This is a genomic window from Nonlabens antarcticus (assembly GCF_015356755.1).
In the GTDB taxonomy this organism is placed as follows: Bacteria; Bacteroidota; Bacteroidia; order Flavobacteriales; family Flavobacteriaceae; genus Nonlabens; species Nonlabens antarcticus.
In genome coordinates this window covers 16,367-37,659 of record NZ_JADFCO010000062.1, presented here as the reverse complement: position 1 = coordinate 37,659, position 21,293 = coordinate 16,367, and the positions used below count along the sequence as shown (strand labels likewise).

At 34.6% G+C, this 21,293-nt stretch carries 19 protein-coding genes; 1 reads left to right on the top strand and 18 read right to left on the bottom strand.

What is annotated here, in order from left to right; translation table 11 throughout:
- Positions 1 to 47 precede the first annotated feature (47 nt).
- The 17 genes from IQ282_RS03465 to IQ282_RS03385 all read right to left on the bottom strand — a co-directional run bounded on the left by IQ282_RS03465 (position 48) and on the right by IQ282_RS03385 (position 18,836).
- On the bottom strand, positions 48 to 1,178 hold the full coding sequence (locus IQ282_RS03465) for a DegT/DnrJ/EryC1/StrS family aminotransferase (RefSeq protein WP_394355192.1): 1,131 nt from the start codon (positions 1,176 to 1,178) through the stop codon (positions 48 to 50).
- Positions 1,174 to 2,142, bottom strand: a complete 969-nt coding sequence (locus IQ282_RS03460; protein ID WP_194850518.1) for an MraY family glycosyltransferase — start codon at positions 2,140 to 2,142, stop codon at positions 1,174 to 1,176. The genes IQ282_RS03465 and IQ282_RS03460 overlap by 5 nt, the downstream gene beginning before the upstream one ends.
- Positions 2,142 to 3,068: an NAD-dependent epimerase/dehydratase family protein gene (locus IQ282_RS03455; protein WP_194850517.1), complete on the bottom strand. Its 927-nt coding sequence runs from the start codon at positions 3,066 to 3,068 to the stop codon at positions 2,142 to 2,144. Before IQ282_RS03455 ends, IQ282_RS03460 begins: the two co-directional genes overlap by 1 nt.
- A 292-nt stretch (positions 3,069 to 3,360) precedes the next feature.
- Positions 3,361 to 4,572 carry a glycosyltransferase family 4 protein gene (locus IQ282_RS03450; RefSeq protein WP_194850516.1) on the bottom strand — a complete coding sequence of 404 codons (1,212 nt, stop codon included), beginning with the start codon at positions 4,570 to 4,572 and terminating at the stop codon, positions 3,361 to 3,363.
- Positions 4,572 to 5,441, bottom strand: a complete 870-nt coding sequence (locus tag IQ282_RS03445) for a sugar nucleotide-binding protein (protein ID WP_228547204.1) — start codon at positions 5,439 to 5,441, stop codon at positions 4,572 to 4,574. Before IQ282_RS03445 ends, IQ282_RS03450 begins: the two co-directional genes overlap by 1 nt.
- Positions 5,442 to 5,443: 2 nt before the next feature.
- The gene (gene wecB / locus IQ282_RS03440; protein WP_194850515.1) at positions 5,444 to 6,568 is read right to left on the bottom strand and encodes a non-hydrolyzing UDP-N-acetylglucosamine 2-epimerase; all 1,125 of its coding nucleotides are present in this window, start codon (positions 6,566 to 6,568) and stop codon (positions 5,444 to 5,446) included.
- Between the two features lie 13 nt (positions 6,569 to 6,581).
- On the bottom strand, positions 6,582 to 7,007 hold the full coding sequence (locus tag IQ282_RS03435) for a sugar epimerase (RefSeq protein ID WP_194850514.1): 426 nt from the start codon (positions 7,005 to 7,007) through the stop codon (positions 6,582 to 6,584).
- Positions 7,004 to 8,023: a polysaccharide biosynthesis protein gene (locus IQ282_RS03430; RefSeq protein ID WP_194850513.1), complete on the bottom strand. Its 1,020-nt coding sequence runs from the start codon at positions 8,021 to 8,023 to the stop codon at positions 7,004 to 7,006. The genes IQ282_RS03435 and IQ282_RS03430 overlap by 4 nt, the downstream gene beginning before the upstream one ends.
- Positions 8,016 to 9,182: a glycosyltransferase family 4 protein gene (locus IQ282_RS03425; protein ID WP_194850512.1), complete on the bottom strand. Its 1,167-nt coding sequence runs from the start codon at positions 9,180 to 9,182 to the stop codon at positions 8,016 to 8,018. The genes IQ282_RS03430 and IQ282_RS03425 overlap by 8 nt, the downstream gene beginning before the upstream one ends.
- A gap of 9 nt (positions 9,183 to 9,191) precedes the next feature.
- Entirely contained in the window at positions 9,192 to 10,109 is a 918-nt protein-coding gene (locus IQ282_RS03420) for an O-antigen polymerase (protein ID WP_194850511.1), read from the bottom strand.
- A gap of 349 nt (positions 10,110 to 10,458) precedes the next feature.
- Positions 10,459 to 11,397, bottom strand: a complete 939-nt coding sequence (locus IQ282_RS03415; protein WP_194850510.1) for a glycosyltransferase — start codon at positions 11,395 to 11,397, stop codon at positions 10,459 to 10,461.
- 117 nt (positions 11,398 to 11,514) lie between these two features.
- Positions 11,515 to 12,912: a lipopolysaccharide biosynthesis protein gene (locus IQ282_RS03410; RefSeq protein ID WP_194850509.1), complete on the bottom strand. Its 1,398-nt coding sequence runs from the start codon at positions 12,910 to 12,912 to the stop codon at positions 11,515 to 11,517.
- On the bottom strand, positions 12,905 to 14,044 hold the full coding sequence (locus IQ282_RS03405; RefSeq protein WP_194850508.1) for a glycosyltransferase: 1,140 nt from the start codon (positions 14,042 to 14,044) through the stop codon (positions 12,905 to 12,907). Before IQ282_RS03405 ends, IQ282_RS03410 begins: the two co-directional genes overlap by 8 nt.
- On the bottom strand, positions 14,031 to 15,065 hold the full coding sequence (locus tag IQ282_RS03400; RefSeq protein WP_194850507.1) for an NAD-dependent epimerase/dehydratase family protein: 1,035 nt from the start codon (positions 15,063 to 15,065) through the stop codon (positions 14,031 to 14,033). The genes IQ282_RS03405 and IQ282_RS03400 overlap by 14 nt, the downstream gene beginning before the upstream one ends.
- A gap of 1 nt (position 15,066) precedes the next feature.
- Positions 15,067 to 16,473, bottom strand: coding sequence for a nucleotide sugar dehydrogenase (locus IQ282_RS03395; protein WP_194850506.1), 1,407 nt, complete (start codon positions 16,471 to 16,473; stop codon positions 15,067 to 15,069).
- 79 nt (positions 16,474 to 16,552) lie between these two features.
- Positions 16,553 to 17,830, bottom strand: a complete 1,278-nt coding sequence (locus IQ282_RS03390; protein WP_194850505.1) for a nucleotide sugar dehydrogenase — start codon at positions 17,828 to 17,830, stop codon at positions 16,553 to 16,555.
- 37 nt (positions 17,831 to 17,867) lie between these two features.
- Entirely contained in the window at positions 17,868 to 18,836 is a 969-nt protein-coding gene (locus IQ282_RS03385; protein WP_194850667.1) for an SDR family oxidoreductase, read from the bottom strand.
- A 551-nt stretch (positions 18,837 to 19,387) separates the two neighbouring features.
- On the opposite strand from IQ282_RS03385, the gene IQ282_RS03380 reads away from it, so the two are divergent.
- Positions 19,388 to 19,711 carry a GIY-YIG nuclease family protein gene (locus IQ282_RS03380; RefSeq protein WP_194850504.1) on the top strand — a complete coding sequence of 108 codons (324 nt, stop codon included), beginning with the start codon at positions 19,388 to 19,390 and terminating at the stop codon, positions 19,709 to 19,711.
- Positions 19,712 to 20,175: 464 nt separating this feature from the next.
- Here the strand turns inward: IQ282_RS03380 and IQ282_RS03375 are convergent, their stop codons facing one another.
- Positions 20,176 to 21,267, bottom strand: coding sequence for a GDP-L-fucose synthase family protein (locus tag IQ282_RS03375; protein WP_194850503.1), 1,092 nt, complete (start codon positions 21,265 to 21,267; stop codon positions 20,176 to 20,178).
- Positions 21,268 to 21,293: the final 26 nt, after the last annotated feature.

The following is a 21,293-nucleotide window of genomic DNA, read 5'->3' as shown; positions in this document are numbered from 1 at the left end:
TAAATTATTGACTCAAAACAAAATCACCAAAATATTTTAAAATAGATTTATGAATTAAAAACCTTCAATACCGCAGCCTTAATCCTACTTCTATCAGTATCAGTAAGATTAGATCCAGACGGTAAACATAAACCTTGTTCAAACAATTCTTCGCATACCGTTCCACCATAATAGGGATATTTTTCATATAAAGGTTGCAAATGCATGGGTTTCCAGAGCGGTCTGGATTCGATATTTTCAGCCTCCAAGGCCAGTCGCAGATCTTCTCTTGAAATACCTCCTGTTTTAGATGGATCTACCAGTATGGCGCTAAGCCAGTGGTTGGAATAATAGTCTGCCGTCTTCTCCACCTGTACCGTGACTCCAGCAATATCCTTAAATAGCTCCTGATAAAATGCATTCATAGCTCGCCTAGATCGTATTCTTGACAGTAAATAAGGCAATTGAGCCAATCCTAATAACGCATTGATGTGCCCCATTCGGTAATTGTAACCTATTTCTTCATGCTGATAATACGGCTGTTTCTCTTTTGCTTGTGTGGCGAGAAACAAACCTCTTTCATACTGTTCCTGACATGGACAAACTAACAATCCCCCTCCAGATGTCGTTATTATTTTATTATTGTTAAACGAGATAATTCCATAATCGCCCAATGTTCCGTTGGCTTTATTTTGAAAAGAACTTCCCAAAGCTTCCGCGCTATCATCTATGAGTTTCAGTTGGTTCGCTTTCGCGAAAGCGGAAATAGATTCATAATCAAAAGGCATCCCATAAATACTGGTAAGCATTATCGCTTTTACATGAATTCCTTTTCCTTTTAAATCCTGATAGGCTTCTTCCATCAATTGAGGATCCATGTTCCATGAGTTCTTCTCGCTATCAATAAAAACTGGAATAGCACCTATGTATAACAGCGGATTCGCACTTGCTACAAAAGTCATGGATTGACAAAGCACATGATCACCTTTCTTAATTCCCGCTAATAACAATGATAGATGAATCGCAGCTGTACCACTATTAAGTGCTAAAATAGGCCTATTTATATTTAAAATGCTTTGGCATTGTTGTTCAAAACGGCTAATATCTTCCGCTATAGTGTTTGAATTAAAAGCACCTAAAGACAATTTAAGTTCCTCTTCATAAATCATAGGAGAAAGCACTATCCTCGCTGGTTTAATCATTTTCAAATATTAGGGTATCTGGCTGGTATTTGTAATTAGCAAAAAGATAAAGAAGAGTAGTCAATAGTAATGTGACTAACGAGATAATAATTTGAGCAAGAATACTCATCTCATATATAAAATAGAAAATAGAACATAACACAGCTTGTAATCCTGCATAAAGAGCGGAAACAGTAAGATGCGAGGTTCCTGCTTTATCCACAAGGATTTGATAAACATGACGCCTGTGAGCTTCACTAATACGTTCTTTTAAACGCAATCTTTTAAGGATAGTGATAACACCATCAACACCATAAACACTAAAAATCAAGATCACAGAAGGAGCCTGTATCACTGCATACAACTTGAGTAATAAAAAGAAAAATATCACTCCCATACTAATACTTCCAACATCCCCAGAAAAAAATAATGCTTTTTTTCGAAAATTATAAAACCCAAATATTATCAATGACAGAGCGATAAACACAAGTAAATCAAGATCAATAAACGAATAACTATATTCATTAAATACAATCATGAACAGCACAACTACCAAAGAATACAGACCCGTGAGGCCGTTAATACCATCCATAAAATTATAAACATTGATAAATCCTACACCACAAATAAGCAGCAGTAATAAAATATAGTACGGAAAGTCTAAGTTCAATTGCAGCAGTACCAAAACAATCGAAATAAATTGTACGGGCAAACGCAGTTTAGGGGGTAAAGGATGAAGATCATCAATAAAACTCACTACCGCAATCATCGTTATTCCAACAAATAAGAGGGGGAAATTGAAATCGCTCCAAATAAAATAAATAAGTATGGCAAAGTAGAATAAGATACCGCCGCCTCGAATCGTATTTATGGTGTGGGAGCTGCGATGATTGGGTTTGTCGACGATATTAAAGTAGTCTGCTATTTTATAATATGCAAATGACAACACCATCAATATGAAAAATATTATGAGATAAGTCATTATTTAAGGTCAAATGATTCAATTGTTTTCTTTAGGCCAGCAATAGTATCCCAAGGCTGGGTTATATTAAGGCTTTCTTTGACCTTTTTATTACTGACAACATAGCTTTCCGTTAGTTTTTGCAATGCATTGGTATCAAATGGGGCTTTCAGCATACCACCTAGTCTACTCAATCCTTGCATTACAGGCTTTGGTACATTTAAAATCATTGGTTTCTTTTTCAAAACAGCTCCAATCAATCGAATCAAATCAGATGTTGAAATAGGCTCATCATCAGCAATATGATAAATTCCTGATGCTGGTTGTTGTTTTATGAACGCAGCAATAATAATATTGAGGTTTTGAATGGAAAGAAAAGACCTTTTATTCTCATAAATTCCCAACGGATAAGGAATTCCATTTTTTACCACTTGATAAAGTAGATTCAAATTTCCCTTATTACCAGAGCCATGGATCATACAAGGTCTTAGTATATACAAGTTCTTACCGTGAGGTAAGTTTTGGGCTAGCAAATATTCTTCCGCTTCTCGCTTTGATTTTCCATAGGGAGTTTGGGGATCTGGAATATAGGATTCTTCAAGAACTCCTTCCACTTCATCTGCCGCTGCTTTTACGGAACTCATAAAGATAAAGGTAGAACAATCACTCTTTAAAAACTGGTTGAATAATTTTATAGTCAGATCTCGGTTAACTTCAAAATAAGCAGAGTCATCAGATGTCTTTTTAAGGTCGTGCGCTTTGCCTGCTAGATGGACAAAGGTGGATGCGTTATTCCAGTTATCTATAGAAATACCGTCGTATGTAATTGTTTTTGCAACTTTACTTTCGCGTGACAGTGCAATAACATTCAATCCATTACCCTCTAAATAAGGTATAAGGTTTTGCCCTACGAAACCTGAGGCTCCTGAAATAATAATTTTATTCACTGGATATACTTTTATGAATTTTCCGAGATTTGAAGGCTAAATTTTAATGTAAATTAACCTAAATCCTTTTTTAGTATTTACGATTTCAACAATACGTTACAGACCGCCTATTAAAAATTTCATTATTAATAAATGGTCTTTAGTTATCATAAGGGTAATTAAATGGATGTACATTTCTTGAAATCTAAAACTTCCGTTTAATTTGATGTCGAGCTATGCTCAAAATCTAATAATAATTTAAACGATAGAGATCAGAAATTATCGATGTAAATTTACTGTTCTGCAATATTAATTAGTTTCCTGAAAGGATTTCAGTTAATTTAAAAAGTAACTTATCTCTATTAAAATTATCTCCACAGTAATTCAAGGCATTTTGTCCCAATACCTTTCTTTCTTCATCATTTAATTCAAACATTTCAAGTATCACTTTTGCCAAATCATTAGGATTACCAGGTTTACAGGATCTTCCAGATTTTGACTCATTTACAATTCTGGAAGCAGTTCCATCTAGGGAAGCAATTATGGGCTTACCGCAAGCCATATAACTTTGCAATTTAGATGGAATGGTTAATGAGAATATGCGTTCATCTTTTAGGGAAACTAACAAAGCATCGGCGCATGCGAAATAATGAGGCATAGTTTCAGGAGGTCTGCTGCCGAGAAAAATGATGTTTTGATTTAATCCTTCTTCAATAATTTGTTGCTCAATTTCATTTCTCTTCCTACCATCCCCTAAAATTACGAGATTAATCTCTTTAGTAGTGTTTAGAATAATTCTGAATGCTTCTATAATATTATCAAAATCTTGAGCTTCACCGATATTGCCAGCAAACATAACCGTAAAAGCTGAATCAGGAACTTGTTTTTGTATATCAATCCTAGGTTCTACTACTTTATAGAAACTTTCTGTGGAGTTGGGAAAATAGAGAATCTTACTTTCACTCACATTTTGATTTAATATATACTCTTTAAAACCTGGGGACTGGATCAGAATCTTCTTAGAATTTCTATAAACCCATTTAGTAAATTTATTAACTAGTGCTAAGATATTCCTATTAGAGAGTTGACCGGCTGCCTCTATACTTTCTGGCCATAGATCCTGAACCCAAAAGTAAACAGGAACTTTTTTTCTTTTACCCAAGGTAATAGCTGGCAGGCCTACAGTGATAGGCGATGGTTCGTAAACAAATACAGCATCAAAATCCCCTTTGATAAACAAACTTTTTAGTGACGCGAAAACTGCAAAACTTAAATAGTTAATAATCAATCTAAGGCCTCCACCCTTGCCTCTAGGTACTAACGGTGAGCGATGAATACTTATACCTTTCCAAGTTTCCTTGGATGGTTTAAAAAAACCATAACCATCATAAAATACTCCCTTTGGATAATTAGGCTTACCAGTTAAGACAGTCACCTCGTGGTTAAGGTCCTTCAATCCTAGAGCTACATCATTGATCCTGAAATTTTCCGGATAGAAGTATTGTGTTACAATCAATATCCTCATTAATGGATGTTATAATGAGGGTAAGTTGCGGACTTAGATATCAGGTATTTTTTCATATTATACAGCATTACATCATAATTAGATATGATGTAATGAAAATCTTTCTTAGTAGATATTAAACTTTTATTGCTTTTGTAATCATCTTTCTCGGTTATAACATGTAAATCATTACTAAATACCGAGTTGAACTTTTTAAGAAGCGTAAATTTATCTATACTGGGAACTACAGATGCTATTCTAAGACCTGTTAAATTAGCGTCTATTGATTGGATGACTATGTCAGCAAGTTCAATTGTGGTCAATCCCGACCAGAACACTTGAGAAAACCCTTGAAGTTTATCATCCATGGAGTGCGTCATAAACCAATGAAATAAACCGATTCCCTTTGGATTCAATTCTGGTCCGATAATGGAAGTTCTTATTGTTAGATCTTTTTCGTTTTCTAATTCCCCCAAAGCTTTGGATGTTGCATAAAAGCCGGTTCCGTCCCGAAAATCGTTTTCAGTGTAAGAGCCACGTTTTCCTGAAAACACGCAGTCTGTGCTAATATGTATGATCTTTACATTTGTGTTTCTAGTGATGTTCTCTAAATAATGAGGAAAATAACTATTGAACCATATCGCTTTAGCAGGATTATTCTCTGCGTCCTTATTCAAAATTCCAATGCAATTTATAACGATATCAAAGTCATTCTTCTGAATAATGTTATTGAGCCCCTCGATATCTGTTACATCAAGATTAAATGTCCTATCAGTGCTCTCGATTCCTCTCGCTAGTCCATATACGCTATATTTATTTTGAGACGATAAAATGTCAAAAAGAACATGACCTGCCATTCCTTTACTTCCCAGTATTAAGATTTTAATCATAATTATATACTTTTATCCCAGATCACCTTGTTTACGATCGATGTATAGCTTTGAATCGCTTTGATAACTCTTTCAGAACTATTACTAATGTTGTATTCAAATGGCAACTGAATATCCTGATGAAATAGGCCTTTTGAAATATTAATCCCATTTAGAATTTCATCTTCTGTAATACCTCCCAAAACTATGGTTCCAGCATCAATAGCCTCAGGCCTTTCTGTACTTGTTCTTATACTTACCGCTGGAAACTTCATCATGGCAGACTCTTCACTTATAGTGCCGCTGTCAGATAACACTATGTATGATTGTTGTTGAAGTTTAACATAATCAAAAAATCCGAGTGGCGGGACGTTTTGAACGAGTTTATGAAATTTGATGTTTTCCTTTTCAATCCTATTTTTTGTACGAGGATGTGTTGAAAAAATAATGGGCATTTGATACTCTTCTGCAACCTTATTTAACGCTTTAACTAGGACAGAAAAATTTGATCCTAGATCTATGTTTTCCTCACGATGTGCACTAACTACCATGTAGTTATTTTCCTTGAGGTCTAATTTTTTAACAACGTTGCTACGTTCAATTTCGGACTTATATTTCTCAAGCACTTCTCTTAACGGAGATCCTGTTAGAAAAACGTGATCTTTTCTAAAGCCCTCACTCAATAAATAACGTCTACTGTTTTCTGTATAAGTTAAATTTATATCACTAATGTGATCTGAAATTTTGCGGTTAATTTCTTCTGGCACGTTTTGATCAAAACATCTGTTACCCGCTTCCATATGGAATATTGGGATTTTTAGGCGCTTGGCGGCTATCGTGCTCAATACACTATTTGTATCCCCCAACAATAATAGGGCGTCTGGTTTTTCCTTAGCTAGTATCTCATAAGAAGAAGAAATAACATTTCCTATTGTTTGTCCCAGATTATCTCCAGCAACGTTTAAAAAATAGTTCGGTTTTCGCAAACCTAGATCCTCAAAAAATATTTCATTTAATTCATAATCATAATTCTGACCGGTATGAATCAGAACATGATTAAAATATTTATCTGCCTTCTTAATGCATTCTGCAAGACGTATTATTTCAGGTCGTGTACCTAAAATTGTTGCTAATTTTATTTTTTTCATGATCGTCTATTATTTAATTAGCGTTAAAGAAATAATCGGTAGGAAATTTATATTCGTCATCAACTTCATCTAAAGCATGGTCGGACATTACCAAAACTTTCGATAAAGCCTCATTACATTTTATACTGGTTACATAACCGTTAGGTACATAAAGAATATCAAGACCATTGCCCTTTAGCTTAAAAGATTTTACTGGTAGATTTTTGTCAGGCTGGTTCCAATCATCTATGTGTATAACTTGTATCTCAACTTCTCCAATAACGTTAGAAAACCATCTACTCTCAATCTTGTGTCCCTGCCATCTACGGTATTCTAGATGCACTGAGTTTGAAATTAAGTACATGCGTTTGATAGCGGTAGCGTCAAAATTATTATTAAAATTAATTGTACCACGGTTATCTATATGAAATCCTCCTTTTGTAAATACTAGTTTTTTCAATTATGTTGACTTGTTTTAATTGCCTCCTGAACTATAGGAAGTTTCTTTAAAAGTAATTTCATTCCTTCAACATTTTTTTGTTCCGTATTATGGGAATGATAATCATGAGAGACGGATTGCTCCATTTTTCCTTCGGAAAAATATTTAGCGTAATTTAAATCTCTGTTATCGGCTGGTATGCGGTAAAATTCTCCCATATCCTGAGCCTTTGACATTTCTTCTCTCGTACATAAGGTCTCGTACAACTTCTCGCCGTGTCGCGTACCTATGACTTTCACTTCATTATTCGCATTCAATAGCTGTTTTAAGGCTTCTGCTAAGTCACCGATCGTTCCTGCAGGGGCCTTATTAACAAATAAATCACCTGCCTCGCCATTCTCAAACGCAAAAAGAACTAAATCCACTGCCTCATCCAGAGACATAAGGAATCTGGTCATCGATGCATCCGTTATTGTTAATTCTCTTCCTGATTCTATCTGCTCTATAAATAATGGAATTACAGAACCTCGAGAAGCCATTACATTACCATAACGTGTCAAGCAGATTGTGGTATCTGGACTATTTCTGGAGGCAGCGACTGCAACTTTTTCCATTAGCGCCTTAGAAATGCCCATTGCATTAATGGGGTACGCTGCCTTATCAGTACTTAAACAAATTACTTTCAAAACTTTACTTACCACAGCAGCGTCTATAACGTTTTGAGTTCCTAAAACATTTGTACGGGTTGCTTCTAAAGGGAAGAATTCACAGGAAGGAACTTGTTTTAATGCAGCGGCATGAAAAACATAATCAACACCTCTCATCGCCCTTTCAACACTATCATAATTACGAACATCACCTATATAAAAACGCAGTTTAGGGTTTTTATATAAATTACGCATGTCATCCTGTTTCTTTTCATCTCTTGAAAAAATACGGATTTCGTTGAAGTGATCTGTATCTAAAAACTTATTGAGTACCGCATTCCCAAATGATCCCGTGCCCCCAGTAATTAATAGTGTTTTATATTTAAGCATGATTTATATTTTCTTTACAATAATTTTTGTGGATATAAATTAAATATTCTATGGTTTCTTTAGCTGTTTTCTGCCAGGAATAGTTGCCGATTTTCTTTAGATTATTTTCCGCAAAAATACGGCGTTCCGTTGGATGATTTATCAATCTCGATAGCGCATTCTCAATGGAGTCTGTGGACTGCGCGTCAAAATAATAACAGTCTTGTTGAATAAATTCTGGCATCGGTTGCTTATCACTACATGCAATTGGAGAGCCAGATGCCATCGATTCGAGTAAAGTGTTAGGCATATTTTCACAGGTTGATGCAAAAATAATAGCATCAGTATCTTTATAAATATTGTCAATTTTATTATAAGGCAAGTGACCGTGGTAAATTATAAATGATTTATTCTGTGCATGATTCAATGCATTTTTCAACATTACTCCAGCAGGATTATAAATGATTGACCCCACAAGGTTCAATTCGATGGGGTATCCAGAGCTAATTAAACGATCCACAGCTTTGACAACGTTCCATTGATGTTTATAGGTATGAACCTGACTTACATATAATACTTTAAAAGGATTTTTGGCATTATAATTAATTATATCCTTTTGTTCTTTTACATTAGATTCAAATCTTGTGGAAACCCCATGATGTATGAGTTTAGTATTTTTTTTATCGAGTCTAAGTTGTTTAATGATTATTTGAGTGGCATAATTTGAAATAAATATTATGCCACTGGAGTTTTTAAAACACCACTTTTGTTTTAAATAATTGATGTAAAATCGAGCTTTCTCTCTAAAACTTTTTATATCACCCCATACATTTCTTTCATAGAGTAGCATGTTACGTGACATACCGACTAAAGGTTTAAACTTGCCTAGATAGTCACCTGTAAGAGATAGTAAAATGTCACAACGCTTAGATACCTCTTTATCATAATTAAATAACTGAAAAAAAAGCCGCTTTGCAAGTGATTCATTGAGAGCAGGAAATGTTACTTTACTTATCCTTGTACATGGACGTAAATGCTCTAGTGTTTTTCGACTGGCAAAAACCACAATTTCATCAACATCTTCAAATATTTTTTCATTACAGAAATTTTCCAAAATTTCTTTTAAGTGAGTGATACCACCCCCACCGCCAATATTACTTGCATCAAAGCCTATTCTCATTTAATGAAATTAAATTAAACTAAATCTAAACTTTTTGAGGATGAACAAAAAAATTAGAACAAAACTTAATAAAAGAAAAGTTTTATAAAATGTTATGTACCCATACCAGACCGTCCTAGTTCCTAGAAATATCAACACTATAAATATGTAACGATACTCATAGAGAGCTCTTGCTTTTTTTTCTATTATTAAAAAAAGAGAGCTAAATGAATGCATGAAAAAGAAAACACCTAATATACCGAAATTAAAATATGGCTCTCCAATAAAATGCGTACCTCCCAAGGTAGAATATTCTTTCACTAAGAACATCGATAAATCGCCTGGTCTTTCAGATTGAATAAAACTAGGCAGCGATCTCAAAAAATATTCAAAAAACGTAATACCGTAAGCAAACCCAACCCTCTCAGTATGGTAAACCACAGCCATCAAAGAATAAGTTACCGGCGTACCAGTGAAATTAGAAAAAAATGAACCTAAAAATGTAGAAAAATTAAATGTTGTTCCAGATCTCATAAGACCATTGATCATAAATACAGCAACACCAAAACTACCATATAATAAAACTTTCCAACTTTTAATTTTTAAATTAGTTTTAGATATCTTTAATAGGATAAAGAATACTAATGGAAAAACCTCACCCCTATTACCAAACAAAAACCAATAAAGGATAACAGCAATAGAAAAAAAAAGATGTCTTCTATTTTCTAAATTAGTTTTATAAATGTAAAATGCCATTGTGACGATAAAAAATACTGACCAACCACCGAAACTTTCTCCATCTACATAGCCATCACCATGATAGGAATTATATAAAATATTCGAACTATTCCGATTGATCATAAATGAAAAAAAAAGAATAAGAATTTCTAAGAATAAAGTTTTATTTTTAGTTATTTGTTTTTGAATTTTAGTAAAAGAAAATCCCAAAGTTAAATTTAAATATGAACTAAAAATAAAAGTAGAAAAAAGAATTAAGTCGAATACTACACCGTAGATTCTTTCGGACAGAATAATTGATCGAATAGAGTTTGGACGGACTAAATCTGAAAGAATACCCAAATTAACGATTACAAGCGGAAGTAATGTTGATAAAAGTAAAATACAATAAAAATAAATTATAGAAAATCCATTCTTCAGGTTGCTAACTAGGTTATATAGTAAACAACCGAAAAAAATACAGTTTAAAATAAATGGAAAATCGCTAAATAATAAAAAATAAAATAAACCAAATAAACCCAGAAGAAATTGAATTCTAAATAATAAGATTCTAGATAAACTATGCATTTCTACTTATGTGTAATAAATAATGTAATAAATATTTGTGAACAGATAAGTACCTGACAAAATTAAAACGTAAAATGAATTTTAAAAGAGAAAAGGTACTTATTTTATTTTTAGAAATCATAATTGCTGATTGCATGATCTCTTTCTGTCGTTTATTTACTTTAAGAACATTAATTTTATTGAAATTATTTTTACCCGATATATCAATGCCATAGGATATCATGAATTGGTTTATATACATAAGTCTATTACCGTTACTAAACTTATATTGTTCGTTATAATTTTTTTTACTAATTTGATTATTGGATATTCTATAATGAATGAGAGGTTCTGATATATTATAAAATTTCCCAAGGGAAGACATTCGCACCCATAACGCATAATCTTGAGATTTTTTTACATGTTCATCGTAATGAATATTTTTAGACTTTAAAATATCATTTCTTAACATCACGGTTGGATGCGTTATGCAATTTCTTAAGAGCATTTCCAACTTAATATTTTCATCGGTAATTGGTAATGTCACAAGATTCTCCTTTCCCTCGATTAAATCAATTCGACTTGAACCGCACAAAATATACTCTAGATTTTTTTCTAAAAATTGAACTTGTTTTTCAAGCCTCAATGGCAAGGAAATATCATCGGCATCCATCCGAGCTAAATACTTCCCTTTTGCAATTTTCAACCCAATATTCAATGATTTTGTCAATCCTAAGTTTTCTACATTACTTATAACTTTGATACGAGAATCTTTTCCTTTAAACTTATTTAAAAGAACAATATTTTCATTTCTAGAAGGATTGTCATTGATGATTACAAATTCAAAATTCAGGAATGATTGATTCAAAATCGAAGAAATTGAGCAATTGATCCATTCTATGGGCTCATCGTAAATGCTCATCAATACAGATACTATAACCTGAGTTTCCAATATATTGTTTTTTTATTACAATTGAAAAATTGCTTAAAATAAAATTTTGATTTTAATCCTTATTTTTACATTTAGCTCGAAAACAAATATCGAAGCAATTATTTATTACAAATTTTATTATGTTACAAAAAATTTTTTAACGTAACCTTTATTTTGATATATCATAAATAATAAGGATAGTAAAGCTAAACTATACCTAAAATAATCATTAAAATTATAATTCATGAGAACCACTACACATATAATACTCGTAGTTAAATAAAGTAAATATTTGTTCAAATTCATTCCAATATGATATAGCTTTTCCGAAAAAAACCATCCTAAAAAAACTATCACAATGTTAGTAAGTAACATCGAATATACAACACCTTTTAAATCAAAGAAATATATTCCTAAATACAAAAACCCAACATTTACAGAAGCTCCAATAAAATAAACGTACGATATATAAATCATTTTCTTTGTTATTACAATTCCTATATCTGTGATGGCTTTAACAATAAACAATGCATTATACAATATCAATCCTGGTAATAAATACGCTGCGTCGTAATAAGCTTCGACAGTAAACAATTGAATGATTTCTTTTGAAAACAAACTAACAACAAAAACAACAACGAAAGTTATTTGAATTACGAATTCAAAAACCGTTTTGTAAATTTCTTTGTGATCACTTTTCTTTAAATTCTCATACATGAATGGGATCCAAGCCATCGAGAATGAGATATTTAATAGTTGCATCACAGACGCGAATTTTAATGCAACAGAAAAGATTCCAATTGCCGAAGTCGTTAATAACGATAGCATAACAAATCTATTAAGGTAAGTTACACTTGCACTTCCAATTCTAGCAGGGAATTGCGGAATAGCAAATACCAACATTTTTTTGAGAATCTTTCTGTTCCATTGTAATACAAGATTATTACGTAGTACGTATAATTGAACTATTGCAACAATTATGTAACCAGCTAGTTGTCCTAAAAAAACGCTTTTAATTCCAAGATCAAATTTTAAAACTAGTAATAGCGTTAAACCTGCACTTGTTACTACTTGTAGCAATATCAAAACTGAAAATAAAACTGGCTTTTTCAAATAACGCAAAACGATGAAAAATATAACGGTAATATTTAAAAAAGGTATAATTAGCGAGGCTACAATTATTTCAGTGCTGTAAGATGGTATATCAAACAATGCAGTTGAAATTAATTTTGAGAATATACTTATTACAATAACTAGGACTATTGAAATGAAAAATATAGTAAAACATACTGTAGAAATCATCATTTTCCTGTATCTCCCCCTCGTTTCGTAATAATAACGCTGAATTGAAGTTTCCAATTGCAAGATTCCGAAAATAACAATTACACTTACAACGGTTTGAATTATGTCGATAACACCATATTCACTTGTGTTAAAATACCGGACATAAATAGGAATTAGAATTAGTGATATAAAACGACTTAATCCTGTGCTGACTCCATAAAAGAGAAAAGAATTTAATAACTGCTTATTCATTTCTGAAAATTTCACTTAAAATCGATTCAACCTGTTTTTCATAATGAAACATTTTTGAAGTCAATATACCGTTTTCTCCTATAGAGCGTAATTCATTTACAGACTTAAGAGAAATATTATTTATCTTTTCCCTCATTTCTGGTAAGTTATCTGCTTTTACTAAGTATCCATTATGACCATCAATAATATACTTATCTAATTCGCCAATATTTGTCGCCAATACAGGGGTTCCGGAAAATAAGAAATCTGCTAATTTTGTGGGAATGTATCCAACAGACCGCAGATCTTGTATTTTAGGAATTACTAGTAAATCTTGCTGTGATAAAACAATCTTTGTTTCCTGATTACTTTTCGCCTTCTCAAATTTAATATTCGAATAAGAAAAGTAGTTATGCTTCAAAATTTCAAAATAGGTTTTATCTGAAGGTCCAAATATTAATAATTCTAATTTAGAGTTATTCTTTATAGCTTCTAATAACAGTTCAATTCCGTTACTTTTAGAAATGGCACCTGCATAACAAATTTTAAATCTAGAAAAATCATCGATCTTTCTACATGTAATACTTAGAGATGCATCAATAAGAATTGGTACAATAAGTATTTGGGCTTCTTTTTTGAGGAATTTTTTATAATATTTGGAATGTTCATGTGAAATAACAATCAAAAAATCAACAGCCTTTAACAAGATTTTTAAAAGGCAATAATGGAAATCCTTTATATATCGAATATAAAGTTTTGATGGGGGACTATGGTAAATTAGAAACTCATGATATTGTGCTATTACTTTATTTTTTCTAAATAATTTAAAAAATATAAAGGGAATTACTAAATTGATAGGTAACTTATCAATTAATAGTGAAGTCTGTCTTTTTATTCTACATAGAAAAAAAATAAAGTAAAATGAGTTCACAATATGATTAATATAAACTGCTATTTTAATTTTCCCAAGATTACTACTAAACAAATACTTTCCAGACGGAATTTGTTTTTCGACGTGCTGCGCAGTTGAATAAGAAAATATTTCTAAATCTATCTTTTTTTCTAATCCCTTATGTAAAAGTTTCGTCCTAATAGCATGGGCATCTCCATTATCCGTTTCTAAATTTATATTACTTATACTAATTATTTTCATGATGGTACCTTTTATACCAGGCGGCAAATTTTTGGATTCCTTCTGTAATACCCGTGGTGCTATTATATCCCAAACCTTCTAGTTGAGAAATATCGGCCCAAGTATGAGGAACATCTCCATCTTGGATAGATAAAAAATCTTTTTTCGATTTTAAAGAAAAGTTAAACTCGATAGCACTTATAAAGTCAGTCAAAGATTGTGGATTACCATTTCCTATATTAAATATTTTGTAATTCACATTTGAGGAGTTTAACGAGTTTTCATTAGGAGTTTTTGCTAAAAAAAATTGAATTCCATTTACTATATCGTCAATATAAGTAAAATCTCTACTCATTTTTCCATTATTGAAGACTTTAATTGGATTGCCTTTAGATATTGCATCCGCAAATAAATAGATTGCCATATCTGGTCTTCCCCAAGGACCGTACACCGTAAAAAAGCGTAAACCTATAGTTTCAATCCCAAATAAATGGCTGTACGTATGTGCCATTAATTCATTACTTTTTTTAGTGGCCGCGTACATACTTATCGGGTGATCTACGTTATCATCGGTAGAAAAAGGAACTTTCACATTCATACCATAAACACTAGAACTGCTGGCATAAATCAATTTTTTTACTTTAAAATTCCTAATGCATTCCAATAAATTCACAAAACCTACAATATTGCTTTCTACATATTTCATGGGTTTCTCAATACTGTAGCGAACGCCTGCTTGAGCGGCAAGATTACAAACAATGTCAAATTTGTGGTCTGCAAAAATCTTAGGCAACTCCATTTCGTCCTGAAGATTCATTTGCACGAATTGCATTTGCAATCCATGAATTGTACTATCAACAAGATTATTAAAGCTAATGGAATCTCTGATTATGCCTAACTCATTAAGCCTAGCATATTTTAGGTCGACATCATAATAATCATTAATGTTATCTAAACCAACTACTTCATGCCCAAGACTAATAAGTTTTTCACACAAATGATAACCAATAAAACCAGCTGCGCCTGTAACTAAAATTTTCATACTAGCTTTTTAAGTTTAAAACGCCTACAGAATTATATTTAAATCCTATTTCTTTCATAGCATAACCGTTCAGTATTTTTCTACCATCAAAAACAAATGCAGGTTTAATTATAGTCCCGAAAATATTTTTCCAGTTGTATTCTTTAAATTCATCCCATTCTGTTAAAACAGCTATAGCATGTGAGTCTGTGCAGGCATCATACGGATCATCAACAATTTTCAAGAGTCGTCTATTCTCTTCTGGACTGCGAGAATTTAGATAATCTAAATCGGCATATATTCTTTCTGCGCTAACTTTCGGGTCATAAACTGTTATTTCTGCTTTTTCATTTAATAGAGCATCAGCTACATAAATAGCAGCTGACTCCCGTGTATCATTAGTATCCTTCTTAAATGCCCAACCGAGAAAAGTGATTTTTTTACCCGAAACTGTGTTATACAAAGTGCTTATTATTTTATCAGCAAATCTATTTTTTTGATGATCATTCATAATAACTATCTGCTCCCAATAATCCGCTACTTCGTGTAACCCGTAAGATTTCGCTATATAAACCAAATTCAAAATATCTTTTTGAAAGCAAGAGCCACCAAAGCCTACAGATGCCTTTAAAAACTTAGAACCAATTCGACTATCGGTCCCTATAGCTTTAGCAACCTCATCTACATCTGCTCCAGTAACTTCACATAATTCTGATATAGCATTTATAGAAGACACTCGTTGTGCTAAAAAGGCGTTAGCTGCTAATTTTGACAATTCAGATGACCATACGTTAGTGGTGAGTATTTTTTCTTTAGATATCCAATTAGCATATATATCAAACAAAGCCTTAACAGCAATCTTACCTTTCTCACTTTCTTCACCACCTATTAGAACACGATCTGGGTTTACAAGATCGTCAATAGCAGTTCCTTCTGCCAAGAACTCAGGATTGGATAATATTTGAAATTCAACTCCATTTCCCGTATGATCAAGAATATCTTTTATGGCCTGTGCGGTTCTAACAGGTAAGGTTGATTTTTCTACCACGATTTTATTCGTCTTAGAAACCTTAGCAATCTGCCTCGCACATAATTCAATGTATTTTAAATCTGATGCAAATCCCTTTCCCTTTCCATAGGTCTTCGTAGGTGTATTTACAGATATAAATATCATTTCAGCCTCCTCAATAGCTTTTTCTACTTCCGTGCTAAAAAATAAATTTCTACCTCTTGCCTCATTTACAACTTCTTTTAATCCTGGCTCATAAATAGGTAAAACCTCTAAATCTGATGCATTCCAGGCAGCTATTCTTTCTTCATTTGTATCCACTACAGTTACCCTTATCTGAGGGTTTTTCTGAGCGAGCACGCTCATCGTAGGACCACCAACGTAGCCTGCTCCGATGCAACAAATTTTCTTTATCTCCATTTCTACTCTTTATTCAAACAAGCTTATTTTGCCTGAATTAACTTAACATGTTTGCTTTTGCCCTAAATTTTAGAATAGTTTATAATTTGGCTTGTGCCTGATCTCCTAAAATCCCCTTCACATCATAAACCACCGCGTCGGTACTCTTCAAAGCATCAATATCTAACTCCATAAACTCCTTGTGAGAAACTGCTAGAACTACCCCATCATATTTTTTCGAAGGTATTTCTCTAGTCGTGATCAAATTATACTCCTTCATCACCTCTTCAGGACTTGCCCAAGGATCGTAAATATCCACAGTAGTCCCATATTCTTTTAATTGCTTGATCACATCCACCACCTTAGTATTGCGCACGTCTGGACAGTTTTCTTTAAAGGTGATTCCCAAAACCAAAATATTTGCTCCCTTTACCTTTAAGTCATGATTCAACATCAATTTGATCACTTCACTTGCGACATATTGTCCCATGCTGTCGTTCATTCTTCTACCTGCCAAGATAATCTCTGGGTGGTAGCCTAATTCTTGTGCCTTTTGAGCCAGATAATAAGGATCTACCCCAATACAGTGACCACCAACTAATCCAGGCTTGAAGGGAAGAAAATTCCACTTTGTCCCAGCCGCTTCTAGCACATCGTGGGTATCAATGCCCATGATGTTGAAGATTTTGGCCAATTCATTGACAAAGGCAATGTTGATATCGCGCTGGGAATTCTCGATCACTTTTGCAGCTTCTGCCACTTTGATTGTTGGTGCTAGATGTGTTCCAGCGGTAATCACTGCGGCATATAATGCATTCACTTTTTTTCCAATCTCAGGTGTTGAACCAGAAGTAACCTTCAATATTTTTTCTACCGTATGCTCCTTATCGCCTGGATTGATGCGTTCTGGGGAATAGCCTACGAAGAAATCTTCGTTAAATTTGAGTCCGCTGACCCTTTCAAGTACCGGCACACATTCTTCCTCTGTAACTCCAGGATAAACAGTGGATTCATAAATGACGATATCGTCTTTTTTCAAAACACTAGCTACGGTCTCGCTGGACTTGTATAGTGGCGTGAGTACGGGACGGTTGTTTTTATCGACTGGTGTGGGAACCGTAACGATGTAATAATTGCAGTCCTTTATAGCAGCGATATCTGCAGAACAGTAAAGACCGTTATTACGGTCATTTTTATCTTTTAACGCATCCTGCAAAATATCATCAGCCACTTCTAAAGTGCTGTCATGACCGTTGCGCAACGCATCAACTCTGGATGTATTGATATCAAATCCCACCACAGGGAATTTAGTAGCGAACAATCTCGCTAAGGGCAACCCCACATATCCCAATCCTATTACTGCTATTTTAATTTCCATTGTTATTTTTAAAGTCTTCGCTTTCGCGAAAGCGATATTATAAATTTTCCCAGTACCACTTTACCGCCTCATCAATACCAGATTTGATATTGTATTTAGGGTTATAATCCAACAGCGATTTTGCTTTGTCAATAGAAGCCAAGGAATGAGGAATGTCCCCTATCCTATGTTCTCCGTAGGTGGTTTTAATCTGGGCAATTTCAGGATCATACTTGGCAAGTGCGTCTCTAAGAAGATCTACCAATTGATTCAGATTAGTTCTATCTCCGTAAGCTACGTTAAAGACTGTATTCACCGCCTCAGGATTAGTGGAAAACATTGCTTTTTCATTAGCCTGAATCACGTTGTCGATGTAGGTGAAATCCCTAGAAAAGGTGCCGTCTCCATTAATGTTAGGAGACTCCTTAGACATTAATTTTTTTGTAAATAAAGGAATCACAGCAGCATAAGCACCGTTGGGATCCTGCTTGCGACCAAAAACATTAAAATAACGCAACCCTATCGTATCCAGTCCATAGGTTTTATAGAATACGTCTGCATACAATTCATTGACATACTTTGTAATCGCATAAGGAGACAATGGCTTTCCAATGACATCCTCCACTTTAGGCAAAGCTTCTGAATCGCCATAAGTAGAACTACTGGCGGCATATACCATTTTCTTCACTCCCGCATCTTTACAAGCGACTAGCATATTTAAAAAGCCTCCTACGTTCACGTCGTTAGAAGTAATGGGGTCTTTAATGGACCTGGGAACACTGCCCAGAGCTGCCTGGTGCAATGCATAATCACAGCCATCAACCGCTTTATGACAGGTATCTAAATCCCGAATATCTCCTTCTATAAATGTAAAGTTCTCAAATTTTTGCAGCGGCTCAATATTGTGACGGTGTCCGGTAGCAAAGTTGTCAAGACCTACAACTTGATGGCCTTTATCGATAAAATATTCTGATAAATTACTTCCAATAAATCCGGCGGCACCGGTAATAAGTATTTTCAAGCTGATTGTTTTAAACGGTCGTAAACATTTGAGCGGCAAAGGTAAGAATATTCTATACTACCAGATTCATTTATTGCATTTTGGTAGCTCAGGTTATGCTACAACGTTATCGTTTTGATCTTTTTAATTGGAATTATTAGGGATTAGCGTCCTAGGCGTATGGAATAATTTGTTTTGTCTTCCCGCGCTTGCGCCGCACTGAGCGGAGTCGAAGTGACGCGGGATCCACTGGGCGGAGGAATAATCTGCAAGTTATCAGAATACCGTTTGTGATTGACTAAACTCAATTGTAACAAATCTGATTCATATTCAGAACTTGAAAGAAGGATTCCATAGACTCCGCGTCCATGCGCGGAGAAACAACCTGTGTGTATTTGTCTTCCCGCGCTTGACGCGGGATCCACTGGGCGGAGGGATAAACTGCAAATTACTTGAATACCGTTCGTGACCTCCTCAACAGGATTTTTCGTAATTTTCCCATACGTCAATCATTAAAAATGACGTTACACGCATAGACAGCCGCGTCCAGGTGCGCAGAATCAGAAGCCCAAAATCAAATGCCCAGAAGAGACTATCATTGCTACAACGTCTATATTCTTGCCAGTAAGAAAAACGGAACTATATACGTTGGTATGTCCGGCGGAATTGATAATAGGATGGAACAACATAAACTGGAAATATTCGAGGGGTTTACCAAACGGTATAATGTTAAAATGCTGGTTTACCTTGAAGAATACCAATGGGTTCACGATGCAGCTGCACGAGAGAAAAAATTAAAAAAGTGGAAAAGACAATGGAAGATTGACCTGATCGAAAAAGACAATCCCGAATGGTGGGATTTGACGGATGATTGGAAAGGGTTTATGGATAATGAACAATAAATCCAAAACCTTCCATTGCCCTCTGTCTTAGCGCACACGCGCCGCACCGAGCGAAGTCGAAGTGACGCGGGACCCAATGGGTGGAGGAACAATGTATTCATTTTACAAAACTTAAATTGTCTTCCCGCGCCTGACGCGGGATCCACTGGACGGAGGAAAAGCCTACAAATTATCAGAATACCGTTCGTGACCTCCTAAACTCAGTTTTACATAATCTGATTCATGTTTAGAACTTGAAAGAAATACTCCATAGACTCCGCGTCCAGGCGCGGAGAAACAATAAATCAGAATACCGTTCGTGATTGCCTAAACTCAATTGTAACAAATCTGATTCGTGTTCAGAAATCGAAAGAAGGATCCCATAGACTCCGCGTCCAGGCGCGGAGAGACAATGTATTCATGTTCAGAACTTGAAAGTAAGATTCCATAGACTCCGCGTGCAGGCACAGAGAAACAAAACAAGATTATTTTATATACCAACCGTACATCTCCCGAATCCCTTCCTTCAACTGCATATTATATTCCCACCCCAACTTTTTCAGCTTGCTCACATCCGTCAACTTCTTCATCGTACCATCTGGTTTCTCATCCCGAAAGAAAAAGCTGCCTTTAAAGCCTACCATGCTCTTAATAAGCTGGGCTAGATCTGCTATACTAATATCTATGCCAGTTCCTATATTGATATGGGTATTGCGGATCTCTTGAGAATCTGGGGTTGAGACCTCAGCGATTTGTTGGAAATCCACGGTTTTCATGATAAAGGTACAGGCATCTGCCATGTCTTTGCTCCATAGAAATTCCCGCATGGGTTTACCTGAGCCCCATATTTCTACTTGGACTGCTTGATCTGACAAAATGATACCGTATTTATGAAGAACTTTCAGTTGCTCCTCCTGGGTAGCGTCACCATTCACTCCTTCAATGGGTCGTGAGTTTAAGTCGGCTTTTATGATGTACCAGTTGCCTTCTTCCAGCGCTTTTCCTAAATGTACTTTTCTAAGTAAAGCGGGCAATACGTGGGATTTTTCCAAATCAAAATTATCATTGGGACCGTATAGATTGGTAGGCATGACAGAAATGAAATTGGTACCATACTGTAAATTGTAGCTTTCGCACATTTTGATTCCGGCAATTTTGGCAATCGCGTAGGGTTCATTCGTATATTCCAGCGGCCCGGTCAACAAATATTCTTCTTTCATGGGCTGTGGACATTCCTTGGGATAAATACAGGTGCTGCCCAAAAACAATAATTTCTTTACCCCTGACACATAACTTTGATGGATCACATTGTTCTGGATCATGAGATTCTCGTAGATAAAATCTGCCCGATAAGTGTTATTAGCCACGATGCCTCCAACTTTCGCAGCAGCGAGAAAAACATAGTCCAACTTCTCCTTATCAAAGAAGTCTTTGACGGCAACCGGATCCCGCAAATCCAAATCGGTCGAGGTTCGCATAACTAAGTTTGCGTATCCCTTATCGCTAAGATTGTCAACAATCGCACTTCCCACAAGACCGCGATGGCCTGCTATATAAATTTTTGAAAATTTGTTCATAGCGTTTAAATTATGATAACGTGGTG